The 12,386-nt window shown below is 60.7% G+C and carries 15 protein-coding genes; 10 read left to right on the top strand and 5 right to left on the bottom strand.

The genetic code is table 11. The features are described from left to right. Positions 1 to 8: 8 nt before the first annotated feature. The 10 genes from ACTJKM_RS21690 to ACTJKM_RS21645 all read left to right on the top strand — a co-directional run bounded on the left by ACTJKM_RS21690 (position 9) and on the right by ACTJKM_RS21645 (position 8,381). The gene (locus ACTJKM_RS21690; protein ID WP_058328671.1) at positions 9 to 944 is read left to right on the top strand and encodes a type IV secretion system protein; all 936 of its coding nucleotides are present in this window, start codon (positions 9 to 11) and stop codon (positions 942 to 944) included. Between the two features lie 36 nt (positions 945 to 980). After that, positions 981 to 1,256 carry a hypothetical protein gene (locus tag ACTJKM_RS21685; protein WP_082663648.1) on the top strand — a complete coding sequence of 92 codons (276 nt, stop codon included), beginning with the start codon at positions 981 to 983 and terminating at the stop codon, positions 1,254 to 1,256. A gap of 4 nt (positions 1,257 to 1,260) precedes the next feature. Beyond that, a complete protein-coding gene (locus ACTJKM_RS21680) occupies positions 1,261 to 1,932 on the top strand; it encodes a virB8 family protein (protein ID WP_113511674.1) in 672 nt (223 codons plus the stop codon). Beyond that, entirely contained in the window at positions 1,932 to 2,786 is an 855-nt protein-coding gene (gene virB9, locus ACTJKM_RS21675; RefSeq protein WP_440660842.1) for a P-type conjugative transfer protein VirB9, read from the top strand. Before ACTJKM_RS21680 ends, virB9 begins: the two co-directional genes overlap by 1 nt. 9 nt (positions 2,787 to 2,795) lie before the next feature. Next, the gene (virB10, locus tag ACTJKM_RS21670) at positions 2,796 to 3,968 is read left to right on the top strand and encodes a type IV secretion system protein VirB10 (protein ID WP_440660841.1); all 1,173 of its coding nucleotides are present in this window, start codon (positions 2,796 to 2,798) and stop codon (positions 3,966 to 3,968) included. Positions 3,969 to 3,977: 9 nt separating this feature from the next. After that, positions 3,978 to 4,973: a P-type DNA transfer ATPase VirB11 gene (gene virB11, locus ACTJKM_RS21665; protein ID WP_440660840.1), complete on the top strand. Its 996-nt coding sequence runs from the start codon at positions 3,978 to 3,980 to the stop codon at positions 4,971 to 4,973. Between the two features lie 373 nt (positions 4,974 to 5,346). Next, entirely contained in the window at positions 5,347 to 6,669 is a 1,323-nt protein-coding gene (locus tag ACTJKM_RS21660; RefSeq protein WP_058328676.1) for a type II toxin-antitoxin system HipA family toxin, read from the top strand. A 31-nt stretch (positions 6,670 to 6,700) separates the two neighbouring features. After that, positions 6,701 to 7,018 carry a helix-turn-helix transcriptional regulator gene (locus tag ACTJKM_RS21655; protein ID WP_058328677.1) on the top strand — a complete coding sequence of 106 codons (318 nt, stop codon included), beginning with the start codon at positions 6,701 to 6,703 and terminating at the stop codon, positions 7,016 to 7,018. Between the two features lie 402 nt (positions 7,019 to 7,420). Then, positions 7,421 to 7,747: a hypothetical protein gene (locus tag ACTJKM_RS21650; protein ID WP_156436961.1), complete on the top strand. Its 327-nt coding sequence runs from the start codon at positions 7,421 to 7,423 to the stop codon at positions 7,745 to 7,747. Positions 7,748 to 7,934: 187 nt separating this feature from the next. Then, complete coding sequence (locus ACTJKM_RS21645) at positions 7,935 to 8,381, top strand: universal stress protein (protein ID WP_058328679.1); 447 nt, start codon at positions 7,935 to 7,937, stop codon at positions 8,379 to 8,381. A gap of 180 nt (positions 8,382 to 8,561) precedes the next feature. Here the strand turns inward: ACTJKM_RS21645 and ACTJKM_RS21640 are convergent, their stop codons facing one another. From ACTJKM_RS21640 to ACTJKM_RS21620, 5 genes are all read right to left on the bottom strand, one after another. Further along, positions 8,562 to 8,729 (bottom strand): hypothetical protein, encoded by a 168-nt coding sequence (locus ACTJKM_RS21640; protein WP_089045897.1) that lies wholly within the window; start codon positions 8,727 to 8,729, stop codon positions 8,562 to 8,564. 218 nt (positions 8,730 to 8,947) lie between these two features. After that, a complete protein-coding gene (locus ACTJKM_RS21635; protein ID WP_089045897.1) occupies positions 8,948 to 9,115 on the bottom strand; it encodes a hypothetical protein in 168 nt (55 codons plus the stop codon). Between the two features lie 158 nt (positions 9,116 to 9,273). After that, positions 9,274 to 10,791, bottom strand: coding sequence for a tripartite tricarboxylate transporter permease (locus tag ACTJKM_RS21630; protein ID WP_440660839.1), 1,518 nt, complete (start codon positions 10,789 to 10,791; stop codon positions 9,274 to 9,276). Positions 10,792 to 10,805: 14 nt separating this feature from the next. After that, on the bottom strand, positions 10,806 to 11,297 hold the full coding sequence (locus ACTJKM_RS21625) for a tripartite tricarboxylate transporter TctB family protein (RefSeq protein WP_440660838.1): 492 nt from the start codon (positions 11,295 to 11,297) through the stop codon (positions 10,806 to 10,808). Beyond that, positions 11,294 to 12,238 (bottom strand): Bug family tripartite tricarboxylate transporter substrate binding protein, encoded by a 945-nt coding sequence (locus ACTJKM_RS21620; protein WP_440660837.1) that lies wholly within the window; start codon positions 12,236 to 12,238, stop codon positions 11,294 to 11,296. Before ACTJKM_RS21620 ends, ACTJKM_RS21625 begins: the two co-directional genes overlap by 4 nt. Positions 12,239 to 12,386: the final 148 nt, after the last annotated feature.

The following is a 12,386-nucleotide window of genomic DNA, read 5'->3' as shown; positions in this document are numbered from 1 at the left end:
GTTGAGGCATGTATCAGGTCTTTGCCTTTGTCGACGAGCAGTTCAAGGCTCCGCTGGAGACCTTCGTCTCCGACGGGACCTCGAACGTCTCAGAGTGGATTTCGGGCCCCCTGACAGCAGCGATCACACTCTATGTCGTGCTTTACGGCTATCTCGTGCTCCGCGGCTCGGTCCAGGAACCGATCCTCGACTTCGCATTTCGGGCGATCAAGCTAGCAATCATCGTGATGCTGGTGAGGGACGCCGACGAATACCAGACCTATGTCACCGACATCTTCTTCGAGGGATTGCCGCGTGAGATTTCGCAGGCGTTGAACGCGGGCGCAGCACCAAGTGCATCGACCTTCGACAGCCTGCTCGACAAGGGGCACGCGTGTGCCAAGGAGATCTGGGCCCGCGCCTCCTGGCCGGTCGATGTCGTGACAGGCATCGGCGGCATGATGGTCATTGGCGCGAGCTTCATCGTCGCGGCGATTGGCTATATCGTATCGCTCTATGCCCGGCTGGCGCTCGCCATCGTGCTCGCGATCGGCCCGATCTTCGTGGCGCTCGCCATGTTCCAGGCGACGCGTCGCTTCACCGAGGCCTGGTTCGGACAGCTTGCGAACTTCGTGATCCTCCAGGTCCTCGTCGTCGCCGTCGGTTCTCTGCTGATCACGTGCATAGACACCACCTTCACGGCGATCGAAGGATACAGCGACGTGCTGATGCGTCCAACCGCGCTGTGCGCCATCTGCCTCGCTGCTCTCTATGTCTTCTATCAGCTTCCGAACATCGCTTCAGCGCTTGCCGCCGGCGGCGCGTCGTTGACCTACGGCTACGGCGCTGCACGCGACGCGCACGAAAGCACGCTCGCCTGGGCGGCGTCCCATACCGCCCGTGCGACCGGACGGGGTGTCCGCGCCATTGGTCGAACCTTCAGCTCGAAAGGCTCCGGATCGTGACGCTTTTCGCACGAACAAGAAAAAGGCTCTTCAGGAATGATCAGAACATTTCCGCTGCTCTGCATAGTGGTCGCCTTAAGCGGCTGCGCATCGCTGACGTATCCGCTCCCGAAATGCGATGGCTATTCGCGCCGCCCCCTCAATCGCTCGATGTGGCAGTGGGAAGACAATAGCAGCCTCAAACAGAAACAGTCCGATGTGGGACCGGCGACCTCTCACTCCGTCGCCACAGCTTATGTCGAAGAGGGCAGGGAACCTCCCGCCTTTGCCCATCTCGACATCGACGCTTCCTATCGTTCGTGCAAAGGGTGACGCTATGGTCTCCGGGGACGAACTCAAGTCATATTTCGAGAGGGCGCGGCGTTTCGACCAGGACCGCATGATCCAGGTCGAGCGCTCGGCACGCATCGCCTGGTCCGTGGCCATCGTGGCCGGCATCCTTGCGGGTGCTTCGATATTTGCCGTCGCCGGCCTCGCGCCGCTGAAAACGATTGAGCCGTTTGTCGTGCGGGTCGACAATTCGACGGGAATCGTCGATGTCGTCTCGGCATTGACGTCTACGGCCGGTACGTATGATGAGGCCGTAACCAAGTACTTTGCCGCGAAGTACGTGCGCGCTCGCGAAGGCTATGTCTGGAGCGAGGCGGAGGAGAACTTCCGCACCGTCGCCTTGCTGTCGACGCAGCCGGAGCAGACTCGCTTTTCGGCGCTCTATCGCGGCAGCAATCCGGAGTCGCCACAGAACACCTACGGGCGCGGCGCCACCGCACGCATCGGCATCGCCTCGATCTCGCTGATCAATCCGCATGTCGTATCCGTCCGCTACATGCGCACGATCACCCGCGGGGAAGAAGTCCGGACAACCCATTGGGTTGCGACACTCACCTTCTCCTATGCAAACGCGCCGATGTCGTCGACGGATCGGCTGGTGAATCCTCTCGGTTTTGCGGTCGGCGAATACCGAGCCGATCCGGAGGCCATCAACTGATGCGGACTATCTTCATCGCCACCCTCCTCCTTACGACCTTCGCCTCAACGGCGCTCGCCCTCGAAATCCCGCGCGGCGCGTCGCAGGACAGCCGTGTTCGTTTTGTCGATTACCAGCCCTATAACATCACCCGAATCATCGGCTCATTGCGTTCTTCGGTGCAGGTGGAATTCGCGGCCGACGAGGAGATCGCGCATGTTGCGCTCGGCAATAGTGTGGCCTGGGAGGTCGCGCCGGCGGGCAACATCCTGTTTCTCAAACCGCGGGAAAATCAGCCGGTCACCAATCTCTCTGTCGTCACCACCCGGCGTGACGGCTCGACCCGAAGCTACCAAATGGAACTGACAGTGCGAGATGGCGCGGTGGAGGTGGGGCAAAACACCTACTTTTACGTCAAATACCGCTATCCGGCCGACGAAGTTGAACGGCAGCGCCAGGCCGCGGCTGCGCGAGCGATCGCTTCGCAGGCGAAGGAGGCCGACAAGGTGCTGGCCATTCATGAGGCCTATGGTCCACGAAATTGGCGCTACTCGGCGCAAGGCTCCCAGGCGCTGGAGCCGGACTCGGTCTACGACAATGGCAAGGTCACGACGTTTGCCTTCGTCGGCAATCAGGAAATGCCCGCGATCTACATCGAGAACTCAGACGGCAGTGAAAGCCTGGTGCCGAAATCCGTAGATGGCAATCTTGTCCTGGCCCATGCGATCGGCTGGAAGTTCATCCTGCGCAGGGGACGGGACGTGCTCTGCGTCTTCAATGAGGCCTACGATCGGGCAGGTATCAACCCGGACACCAACACGACCTCGCCGTCGGTCGAGCGCATCGTTCGAACCGACGCCGGCGTGACGCGATAGGAAGCTGTCATGGTTCAGGAAGATGAAAGCCGGATACCGGGGGAACGTGCCGAAACGGTTTCCAGCGGGAGGATCGACAGCAATCCCGTCTTGAAGCGCGGCGCGGTTGCGCTGGCCGTTGTTACCTTTATCGCCTTCGCCCTGTGGTCGATGGGCGGCGAGAAGACTCCGGCGGACACAACGAGACCTGAGCGGGTTGTCATCCGGCAAACGGCTAATTTCGAGCCGGTCAAGGAAAAGGTGGAGCCGGTTCAGCAAGTACCGGAAATGAAGCTCCCGACCCCTCTCGCGCCTGAGGAGGTGGAGGACGAAGATCCGCTGCTCGACTCGGCGCGCCGGGCTCCGGTCATGGCCTTCAGCGGTGGACCGAAGAACACGACATCGCACCATGAGACCGCAGATCCACTTATATCCGAGGACACCAATTTCCTGCCGCTCGATGGAAATATGATGGGCCAGAATGCGGCCAATGCCGATGAACAGCGGTTCAACGGGTTGCTACGGCCGACCAAGCTTGAGGGCTCGCGCGCCGGCACGCTCGGCAATCGGAACTTCATCGTCGGGATGGGAACCGCAATACCCTGTGTCCTGGAGACGGCACTAGCATCTGATCAGCCCGGCTTCACAAGCTGCGTGATCAACAGGGATGTCCTCTCGGACAATGGACGGGTCGTGCTGATGGAGAAGGGCACGCAGGTAGTCGGCGAGTACCGCGGCGGCCTCCAGCGAGGACAAAAGCGCCTCTTCGTGCTCTGGAACCGTGCGAAGACCCCGAACGGCGTCATCGTCACATTAGCTTCGTCGGCGACAGATGCGCTCGGCAGGGCTGGCGTCGACGGCTATGTCGACACCCACTGGTGGGAGCGGTTCGGCAGTGCGCTTCTCCTTTCCATCGTCGGCGACGCCACGAGCTATGCCAGTAGCCGCCTGCAGGACAGTGACGTTGACGCGCAAAACACGACAAGCGCCGGCCAGCAGGCGGCCGCAATCGCTGTCGAGCAATCAATCAACATTCCTCCGACGCTCAACAAACATCAGGGCGAACTCGTCTCGATCTTCGTCGCGCATGACCTCGATTTCTCCGATGTCTACGGATTGCGGGTAACCGAGCCGAGGAACAAGGTTCTTGACCGGGCCGCGTTTGGGGACTTCCGGCCGCGGTCGATGCTCGTCACGAAATAGGCTGGGCCGATGACCGAAGGTCCTGACGCAGCGGTCGTTCGTGAGCTGCTTTTGCCATTGACGCCGTTCCTCGATGATCCTTCGCTCTACGAAGTGATCGTCAATCGGCCCGGGCAGGTGCTGACAGAAGGCGCCAGTGGTTGGCGGACCCATGATCTGCCGGAGCTGTCCTTCGAAAAGCTGTTGCGCCTTGCCCGAGCCGTGGCCAGTTTTTCCCAACAGTCTATCGATGAGACGCGGCCGATCCTGTCGGCAACACTGCCGGGGGGCGAACGGATCCAGATCGTCATTCCTCCTGCCACCTCCAGGAACACGGTCAGCATCACCATACGAAAGCCGTCCTCGGTTACGTTCACGCTCGATGATCTGGAAGAGAGAGAGTTCTTTTCCGAGACGCAAGCAGCGGACGACTGCAACACGACGCCGGACAATGATTTGCTGGAGCTGTACAGAGCCGGTCGCTTCAAGGATTTTCTGCGCGAAGCCGTCATTGCTCGAAAGAACATCATCATCTCCGGTGCAACGGGATCAGCCAAGACGACACTGTCGAAAGCGTTGATCAAGCACATTCCAAATCATGAGCGGATCATTTCGATCGAGGACACTCCCGAATTGGTTATTCCGCAGCCCAACCACGTACGCCTTTTCTATTCGAAGGGTGCTCAGGGACTCTCGGGTGCAGGCCCAAAGGACCTACTGGAATCCTGTCTCCGGATGCGACCGGACCGAATTCTGCTGCAGGAGTTGCGTGACGGCACGGCCTTCTACTATGTGCGCAACGTCAATTCCGGCCACCCCGGATCAATCACCACCGTGCATGCCGATTCCGCCAAGCTCGCCTTGCAACAGTTGACGATGCTTGTGAAGGAATCCGAAGGCGGCCGCAATTTGGATCGCGAAGACATCAATAGCTTGCTGAGGGTCTCGATCGACGTCATCGTCCAATGCAACCGAAAGGATGGTCGGTTTCGCGCAACAGAAATCTACATCACACCTAGCGGATGACCGATGCTGTGGGAGCGTGGGGGTGGCGCGACGTCAATCTGTGCAATGCGCAGTAACGCCTTGAAGGTCTCCACAATGGTGCCGAGTTCCAATGTAAGGCGGGCGTTGAATCGTCATTTGACTGGACATCATTCGCACGGTGAGATCGATGGGTTACTCGCCGCTGGAAACGAACCCTTCTGCATCTGAAAGGTAGTTGCCTCTCCGGTTGCGGCTGTCTTGTCATGAGAGGGCACCTCGGCCCCCCGCGAATGGATCGAGGCGCACGCCCATGGGGAACGAAAAAGGCAGGTCGATCAAAAGTAAAAACCCCTTTATTGGTTGCATTAAACGGAAGAAGTGCTATTAAAAACCCAGCATAGGGGTCCATTACGTGGATTTGACGATTGAGACGTTCTGGCAGGGAGAATGGCGGTCGAGTGCGCGTCTCATTCTGCTCGAAGAAGAAAGGGGCCATCTCGGTTCTTCTGTCGTCGAGTACGACCTTGACTACTTCATTGCATTCGCCGCGGCAGACCGCAACGCCTCCGGAGAGGTCCATGACGCCCGTGCGCTTTCCGTCCGATATCCGGTCGATTTGGAGAACCGGTACCTCCCGACCTGGCCGCCGTTTCTACTGGACTTAATGCCCCAGGGCCACGCGCGCCGGAAGCTGGCGGAACACATGCGGCTGGGTGTTGACGATCGCGCGTCGGACGTTCCGTTGCTGCTGCGTGCGTCCGGCAATCCGATCGGAAACATCCGCGTCCGCGAAGCCGCTGTCGCCGAGCGGGAGCGCTTGGCCGCGGTACAACGAGCGGGAGTTACGGAAGACGATATCCTCGGCAGAACCGAACGGTTTATCGAAGTCGTGGATCGGTTCGGAATGATCGCGTCGGGTTCGAGCGGACTTCAGGGGGAATGGCCCAAGGTCGCGCTGACAATGGCTAACGATGGCCTCTACTACGCTGACGCGTTCGTTCAAGACGACGAGGCAGTCCGTCATGTCATCGTAAAGCTCCTCAGGAGCCGTGAAGAGCGTGACCGGTTGATCCTCGAAGCAGAGGCCGGATACTCTTTCATTGCCCGTGAACTCGGCCTCAAGGTTCATGAGCCGTCGACATATGCCGAGGGCGTTCTCATGGTCCCCCGGTTCGACCGCGAGGTCACAGATGGAGCGATGCTTCGATACGGTCAAGAGAGCATGGTATCTGCAATCGGTGTCGCGGCGTACGGACACCTGGCGAACCATGAGGACTATATCGATGTCCTGCGGAAATACTCGACCGATCCATACGGAGATATCGCCGAATACGTGAAGCGCGACATCGCCAATCAGGCATTCGGAAATCCGGATAATCACGGTCGGAATACCGCGATCTCGAAAGGGCCGCTGGGTGGCGTGTCGATCGCCCCGCTATACGACTTCGCTCCGATGCGGCTCGCTGTGGAGGGGATCTCGAGGTCGACACGTTGGGCGGCAATGCGGGACACGCATCGCGACACGGCGCCAGACTGGGCTGAGGTGTGCCGAGCCGTTTTTCCCGAAAGTCCCGAGACCGCAGAGAGGCTGCTGGATGAGCTGGCCGATTTTGGCGAGCGCCTGATCGGCGTGGTTGAACGTATTTATGAATTCGCGATTCCGCAGGAGGTCATCGACCGGGCGATGCAAAACGCGTCCGCCATTGCCAAGAGCGTTATCGGCGCGCGCGGGTGAACGACCGCGCCGAGGGTGAGGGGAGTCGGATATGCCGAGGTGGAAGAAACCGACGAGGGAGGAGATCAGCGTGCTCCGCACCCGCCTTCGTGAAAGGGCTGCGTCCGGGGAGCTCCGCTTCCCGGACGGGGTGGTCGAGATCCGTAAATCGCTGGGATTGACACAAGAGCAATTCGCAACGCTCACCGGGATTACCAAGAGGCAGGTCGCGGAGATCGAGACGGGGAAGGCTAATCCAACTGTCGAGACGCTTCAGAGGATCGGTAGCCTGTTCGGCTTTTCCGTGGGCTTTGTTCCGCGGGGCGCGACCGAGAGCGGTGGCCTGAAAGGGCCGACGCCAAGGATGTAGCCGCGGGCTACATGAGCCCGCGCTTTAGAGAAACACCTCGAACCAGAAGCCGTAGTGTCGGCCATCGGTCCAGGCATCAAGCTATAGGCTGCGGCCGTGGACGCTTCGCTGCCAAAGATTGAACTACGCTACGTAGCGTTGTTTGTCACGCAGGCCAAACAGGAACAAAGCGCGGGTCTCTATCCTCAGCCAACTGACGCAGGTGCGTCAGAGTGTGCGATCGAGGCGAAAATTGATCAATGTGAGGAGCAATGCGCATCATTCGATCGAGCGAAATGTCGCGTCGCGGCGCATTGCCTCGTCGAAACTGTTCCCGAATACTCAACCGTTGCCTCACATAATTTGCTCCCTACCGAGGGGTCCTAACGGCGCGATCGTTCGCTGGAAACCTCGACCTATCTGTTGAGTGTTCCGCGCATTGCCAAACCGCGCGCCGCGCCCGATAAACATTCAATGCTGGCCAGTGATTTAAGGAATGTGCTTGAGGAGCTTTACAAGGTTGGTGCCTATCGGGTGCCGGCAGACGAAATCTATTGGCCACAGGATCTGCATGCGGCGGTCTTTCGCGCCCTTAACATGCAATACATTACGCGAAGAGAAGTGGACGACGGCCATATCGAGTTCTCGCTGACGCAAGCGGGTTACCAGGCGATCGATGCCCAGGTGCCCTGGTCCTACATCCTGCGCCGGCGACTGCGGGATTTCTTCCGTTTCGGCAAACGCCGCTAAGCGGCCTCGCCAGAACGGAAACCTGCGTGGCGATCTCGCGATCGCGGCCGTTTAATGTGGGAACCGGCAAGGCATCCCTCAGGCAAACTCGTCGCCTCCCTGCTGAAGTCCGGAAGGTTGATCGGGATCAAGGAATAGGCCGTCGCCGGCGCTAGGTTATGTCTAGAACTTGGAAGAGGAGGATCCCATGTTTCGCAATATTCTCATACCCACCGACGGCTCGCCCTTGGCAACAATCGCGGTCGATGCAGGCATAACCTTTGCGAAGGACGTCGGCGCAAGAGTGACCATCCTTGCCGTTACCGAACCATTCCATCTCTTTTCGGTCGATCCCGAGCAGTTGTCAGGCACGCGCGACGAATACGAGACGCTGGCCAGCAAGCATGCCGCGGAAATGCTCGCGGCTTTGGCGCGCAAGGCAGAGGCGGAAGGCGTGGCGTGCCAGACGGAGCAGGTCAGCAGCCACGAGGTCTACCGAGCAATCATCGACCAGGCGATACACAAAGATGCCGATCTCATCATCATGGCGTCGCATGGTCGCGGTGGCGTCGGAAGCCTGATGCTCGGCAGCGTAGCTGCCAAGGTGCTGGCTCATTCGACGATACCGGTATTGATCTATCGCGCGAAGAAATGAGGCGACGTAGCGCGACGCGTCGTTATGTCGTGCGTACGCCGCCAACGCGTTGAAGGCGTCCGACGAAGCTCGATGAGGTAGGGATGCGCTTTTCCAACATAGCAACGGCCCGGCGATCTACCGATCCCGAGCCGTTTGTCCTTGGGAGGATATGGCGCGCCTTAGGCGCGTTGAAATTCATTAGCCGCGGCGCGTGTCCGGGAAGTTCGCCGGGTCGATGCCGAGGGTGCGCAGGTCGCTTGCCTTGGGGCGGCGGTGACCTTCAACAGCGGCGGCGGCAGCGCTAGCAGCGCCGAGAACTGCGAACGCACGACCGATGAAACCCTTGTGGTAAGTTGTGGTAGCCATCGTCTTGCTCGCTTTCGTTTTCTCTTTGATGAGCAAAAGATGGGGCCTGGCCGGTCTTTTTGCAATGCACAATTGGACACTCCAGCCATGCAAAGGAAGCAGTCCGATTTTGCGCGTCGAGGCTCAACCCGCAAACGCACAACGGCCCGGCGATCTTCCGATCCCGAGCCGTTTTTCATCCTTGGGAGGATAAGGCGCCTGTTAGGCGCTGGAATTCGTTAGCCGCGGCGCGTGTCCGGGAAGTTCGCCGGGTCGATGCCGAGGGTGCGCAGGTCGCTTGCCTTCGGGCGGCGGTGACCTTCGACAGCGGCGGCGGCAGCGCTGGCAGCGCCGAGAACTGCGAACGCACGGCCGATGAAACCCTTGTGGTAAGTTGTAGTAGCCATCGTCTCGCTCGCTTTCGTTTTCTAATCGATGAGCAGAAGATGGGGGTTGGCGCGCCATGTTGCAATGCACAATTCGGCACGCCAGCCATGCAAATGAAGCAGGCCCGGTCGGTAGTCAAACCGACCGGGCCCGCGGATAGGCCTTGGGAGGGGCGCTATTAGTCTTCGTTCGCCGCAAGCTGCGAAAGGACTTCACCACGACCACGTGCCCGCAAGATCAGGGGTACGATCAGGGCTGCTGCCGCAATGATTAGGAGCACGGCCGCGATCGGCGAGGTGAACAGCACGCTGTAGTCACCCTGGCTGATGGCGAGCGCCCGGCGAAGCTGCTGTTCGGCCAGCGGACCGAGGATCAGGCCGACGACGACGGGGGCGATCGGATAACCGAAGGCACGCATGGCGTATCCGAGCAGGCCGAAAGCGAGCAGCATGCCGAGTTCGTAGACGGATGGGTTGGCGCCGATGGTTCCGAGCGTCGCAAACAGCAGGATGCCGGCATAGAGCCACGGCTTCGGGATGGTCAGCAGCTTCACCCAAAGACCGATCAGCGGCAGGTTCAGGACCAGCAACATGAAGTTGGCGATGAGCAGGCTGGCGATCAGGCCCCAGACGAGTTGCGGATTGGTCGCAAACAGCAGGGGGCCCGGCTGCAGGCCATATTGCTGGAAGCCGGCGAGCATGATTGCCGCTGTTGCTGTCGTCGGCAGGCCAAGCGTCAACAGCGGAACGAGCGTACCGGCGGCCGAGGCGTTATTGGCGGCCTCGGGACCTGCAACGCCCTCGATTGCGCCATTGCCAAACTCTTCCGGATGCTTCGTCAGACGCTTTTCTGCAGCATAGGAGAGGAAGGTGCCGATCTCGGCGCCGCCAGCCGGCATTGCGCCGATCGGGAAGCCGATGAAGGTACCGCGCAGCCAGGGCTTCCAGGAACGCGCCCAGTCGTTGGCGCTCATCCAGACGGAGCCACGAACGGCCTCGACCTTGTCGGGGCCCTTGTCGCCCTGCGCAGCGATGAAGAGCGTTTCGCCGATGGCGAACATGGCAACCGCGAGCGTCGTCACCTCGATGCCGTCGAGCAGTTCGGGTACGCTGAAGGAGAGGCGAGCCTGGCCGGTCAGCTGGTCGATGCCGATGACGGCAAGTGCGAGGCCGACGAACAGCGAGGTCAGGCCGCGAAGGGTGGAATCGCCGAAGGCGGAGGAAACGGTGACGAACGCCAGCACCATCAGCGCGAAGTACTCGCGCGGACCAAAGACCAGGGCCAACTTGACGATATAGGGCGCGATGAAAGCGAGGCCGAGCGTGGCGATGAGGCCGGCGACGAATGAGCCGATCGCAGCTGTCGCCAGCGCCGGGCCGCCGCGTCCGGCGCGGGCCATCTTGTTGCCTTCGAGCGCGGTCACGATCGACGCGCTTTCGCCGGGCGTGTTCAAGAGGATCGACGTGGTCGAGCCGCCATACATGCCGCCATAGTAGATGCCGGCGAACATGATCAGCGAACCGCCGGGATCGAGCCGATAAGTAACGGGCAGAAGGAGAGCCACGGTCAGCGCGGGCCCGATGCCGGGCAGAACGCCGACGGCGGTTCCGAGCGTGACGCCGATCAGCGCGTAGAGCAGGTTCATCGGCTGGGCAGCAACCAGCAATCCCTGCAGCAGGAAATCAAAAGTAGCCATGGTCGTCGGCCCTCTTAAAAGAACAGGCGTTCAAGCGGCCCCGCGGGCAGCGACAGTTGCAGGAGCTTGGCGAAAATCACCCAGACGACGAAACAGAGCACGATGCCGACGGGGAGAGAAAACCAAAGCTTGCGTTTGCCGAAACCGCGTGCGGTCAGCGCGAACAGAATGCCGGTGGCGATCGAAAAGCCCGCGACGTTCAGCAGGAGCATCTGGGCAGCAAGGCCGCCAACGATCCAGATGACCGGAGCAATCTCCTGGCGTTCACGCTCCGGAAAATCGCCGCGAAACGCTTCGAAGCCCGTCCAGATAGCGAGAGCCAGAAGACAGCAGGCGATCGCATAGGGGACCGTCGTCGGTCCGACCTGGGAGTAGCCGGCAGCGCCTGCCAAGCGCGACACATCCCAAAAAATGAGGCCAGCGATAGCGGCGAGAACCACCGCGATGAAGAGCGCCGCCCGATCCGGGCGACGCGTTGCGGTTGAAGGGTAATGCCCCTTGGTCATTTCACCAGTCCAATGTCCTTGAGAACACCTTCGGTTGCCGCAACGTCCTTGTCGAGCTGGGCGTTGAAGGCATCACCGGCGAGATAGCTGTCCTGCCAGCCCTTGGTCTTCAGAACTTCCTGCCAGCCGGCGGACTTCGCAAGCTTCTCGATATCGGCCGAGACGGCAGCCTTCTGCTCGTCCGACAGGCCCGGAGCGGCTGCGACCATGCGCCAGTTTTCGACGACGACGTCGAGACCCGATTCCTTCAGCGTCGGGGCTTCTACGCCCGCGATGCGCTCTGGACCGGATACTGCGAGCAGACGAAGCGTGCCGGCCTTGATCTGCGATTCGAATTCACCGTAGCCCGATACACCAGCCGTCACCTGGCTGCCGAGAATTGCAGCAAGTGCTTCACCGCCGCCCGAATAGGCGATGTAGTTGATCTTGGTCGGGTCGACCCCGGCAGCCTTGGCAATCAGGCCAACGGCGATGTGGTCGGTACCACCGGCCGAGCCGCCAGCCCAGGATACCGCACCCGGGTCCTTCTTCAGGGCTGCGACAAGGTCAGCCATCGTCTTGATCTCCGAAGCAGCCGGAACGACGATCGCTTCATACTCGCCGGTGAGGCGTGCAATCGGCGTGACATCCTTGAGCGTGACCGGCGACTTGTTGGTCAGGATCGCGCCGACCATGACATAGCCGCCGACGATCAGGGCGTTCGGGTTGCCCTTCTGCTGGCTCGCGAACTGCGCGAGGCCGATGGTGCCGCCGGCGCCCGGCACGTTCTGAACCTGAACGTTGCCGGAGATGCCTTCCTGCTGCATGACGGTCTGAAGCGAACGGGCCGTCTGGTCCCAGCCACCGCCCGGGTTCGCCGGCGCGATGATGGTGTAATCAGCGGCAACAGCCGGCAGCGACATGGCGCCGGCGAGAATCGTTGCGAGGAAAAAGTGTTTCAAGGTCAGTCCTCCGTGAGGCGCGTTTTCACCGCGCACGTTGTTGCTCAGTGCGGACGGGAAGACGGCGACGGGTTCTTTCGACCCTTGTCGCTTGACCGGATTGGTGGCTTCCTCCCAGTGCGCAACCGGCGACCCGCCTCCACGGGTG

This window comes from Ensifer sp. 22460 (assembly GCF_052044935.1).
Taxonomy (GTDB): Bacteria; Pseudomonadota; Alphaproteobacteria; order Rhizobiales; family Rhizobiaceae; genus Ensifer.
The sequence above is the reverse complement of the archived record's forward strand: the minus strand, read 5'-3'. Positions and strand labels throughout refer to the sequence as shown.

What these genes read in the sequence shown, in the direction of transcription:
- ACTJKM_RS21690 (WP_058328671.1), top strand. Translation starts at nt 9, where the DNA reads ATGTATCAGGTCTTTGCCTTTGTCGACGAGCAGTTCAAGGCTCCGCTG.
- ACTJKM_RS21685 (WP_082663648.1), top strand. Translation starts at nt 981, where the DNA reads ATGATCAGAACATTTCCGCTGCTCTGCATAGTGGTCGCCTTAAGCGGC.
- ACTJKM_RS21680 (WP_113511674.1), top strand. Translation starts at nt 1,261, where the DNA reads ATGGTCTCCGGGGACGAACTCAAGTCATATTTCGAGAGGGCGCGGCGT.
- virB9 (WP_440660842.1), top strand. Translation starts at nt 1,932, where the DNA reads ATGCGGACTATCTTCATCGCCACCCTCCTCCTTACGACCTTCGCCTCA.
- virB10 (WP_440660841.1), top strand. Translation starts at nt 2,796, where the DNA reads ATGGTTCAGGAAGATGAAAGCCGGATACCGGGGGAACGTGCCGAAACG.
- virB11 (WP_440660840.1), top strand. Translation starts at nt 3,978, where the DNA reads ATGACCGAAGGTCCTGACGCAGCGGTCGTTCGTGAGCTGCTTTTGCCA.
- ACTJKM_RS21655 (WP_058328677.1), top strand. Translation starts at nt 6,701, where the DNA reads ATGCCGAGGTGGAAGAAACCGACGAGGGAGGAGATCAGCGTGCTCCGC.
- ACTJKM_RS21645 (WP_058328679.1), top strand. Translation starts at nt 7,935, where the DNA reads ATGTTTCGCAATATTCTCATACCCACCGACGGCTCGCCCTTGGCAACA.
- ACTJKM_RS21640 (WP_089045897.1), bottom strand. Translation starts at nt 8,729, where the DNA reads ATGGCTACCACAACTTACCACAAGGGTTTCATCGGTCGTGCGTTCGCA.
- ACTJKM_RS21635 (WP_089045897.1), bottom strand. Translation starts at nt 9,115, where the DNA reads ATGGCTACTACAACTTACCACAAGGGTTTCATCGGCCGTGCGTTCGCA.
- ACTJKM_RS21630 (WP_440660839.1), bottom strand. Translation starts at nt 10,791, where the DNA reads ATGGCTACTTTTGATTTCCTGCTGCAGGGATTGCTGGTTGCTGCCCAG.
- ACTJKM_RS21625 (WP_440660838.1), bottom strand. Translation starts at nt 11,297, where the DNA reads ATGACCAAGGGGCATTACCCTTCAACCGCAACGCGTCGCCCGGATCGG.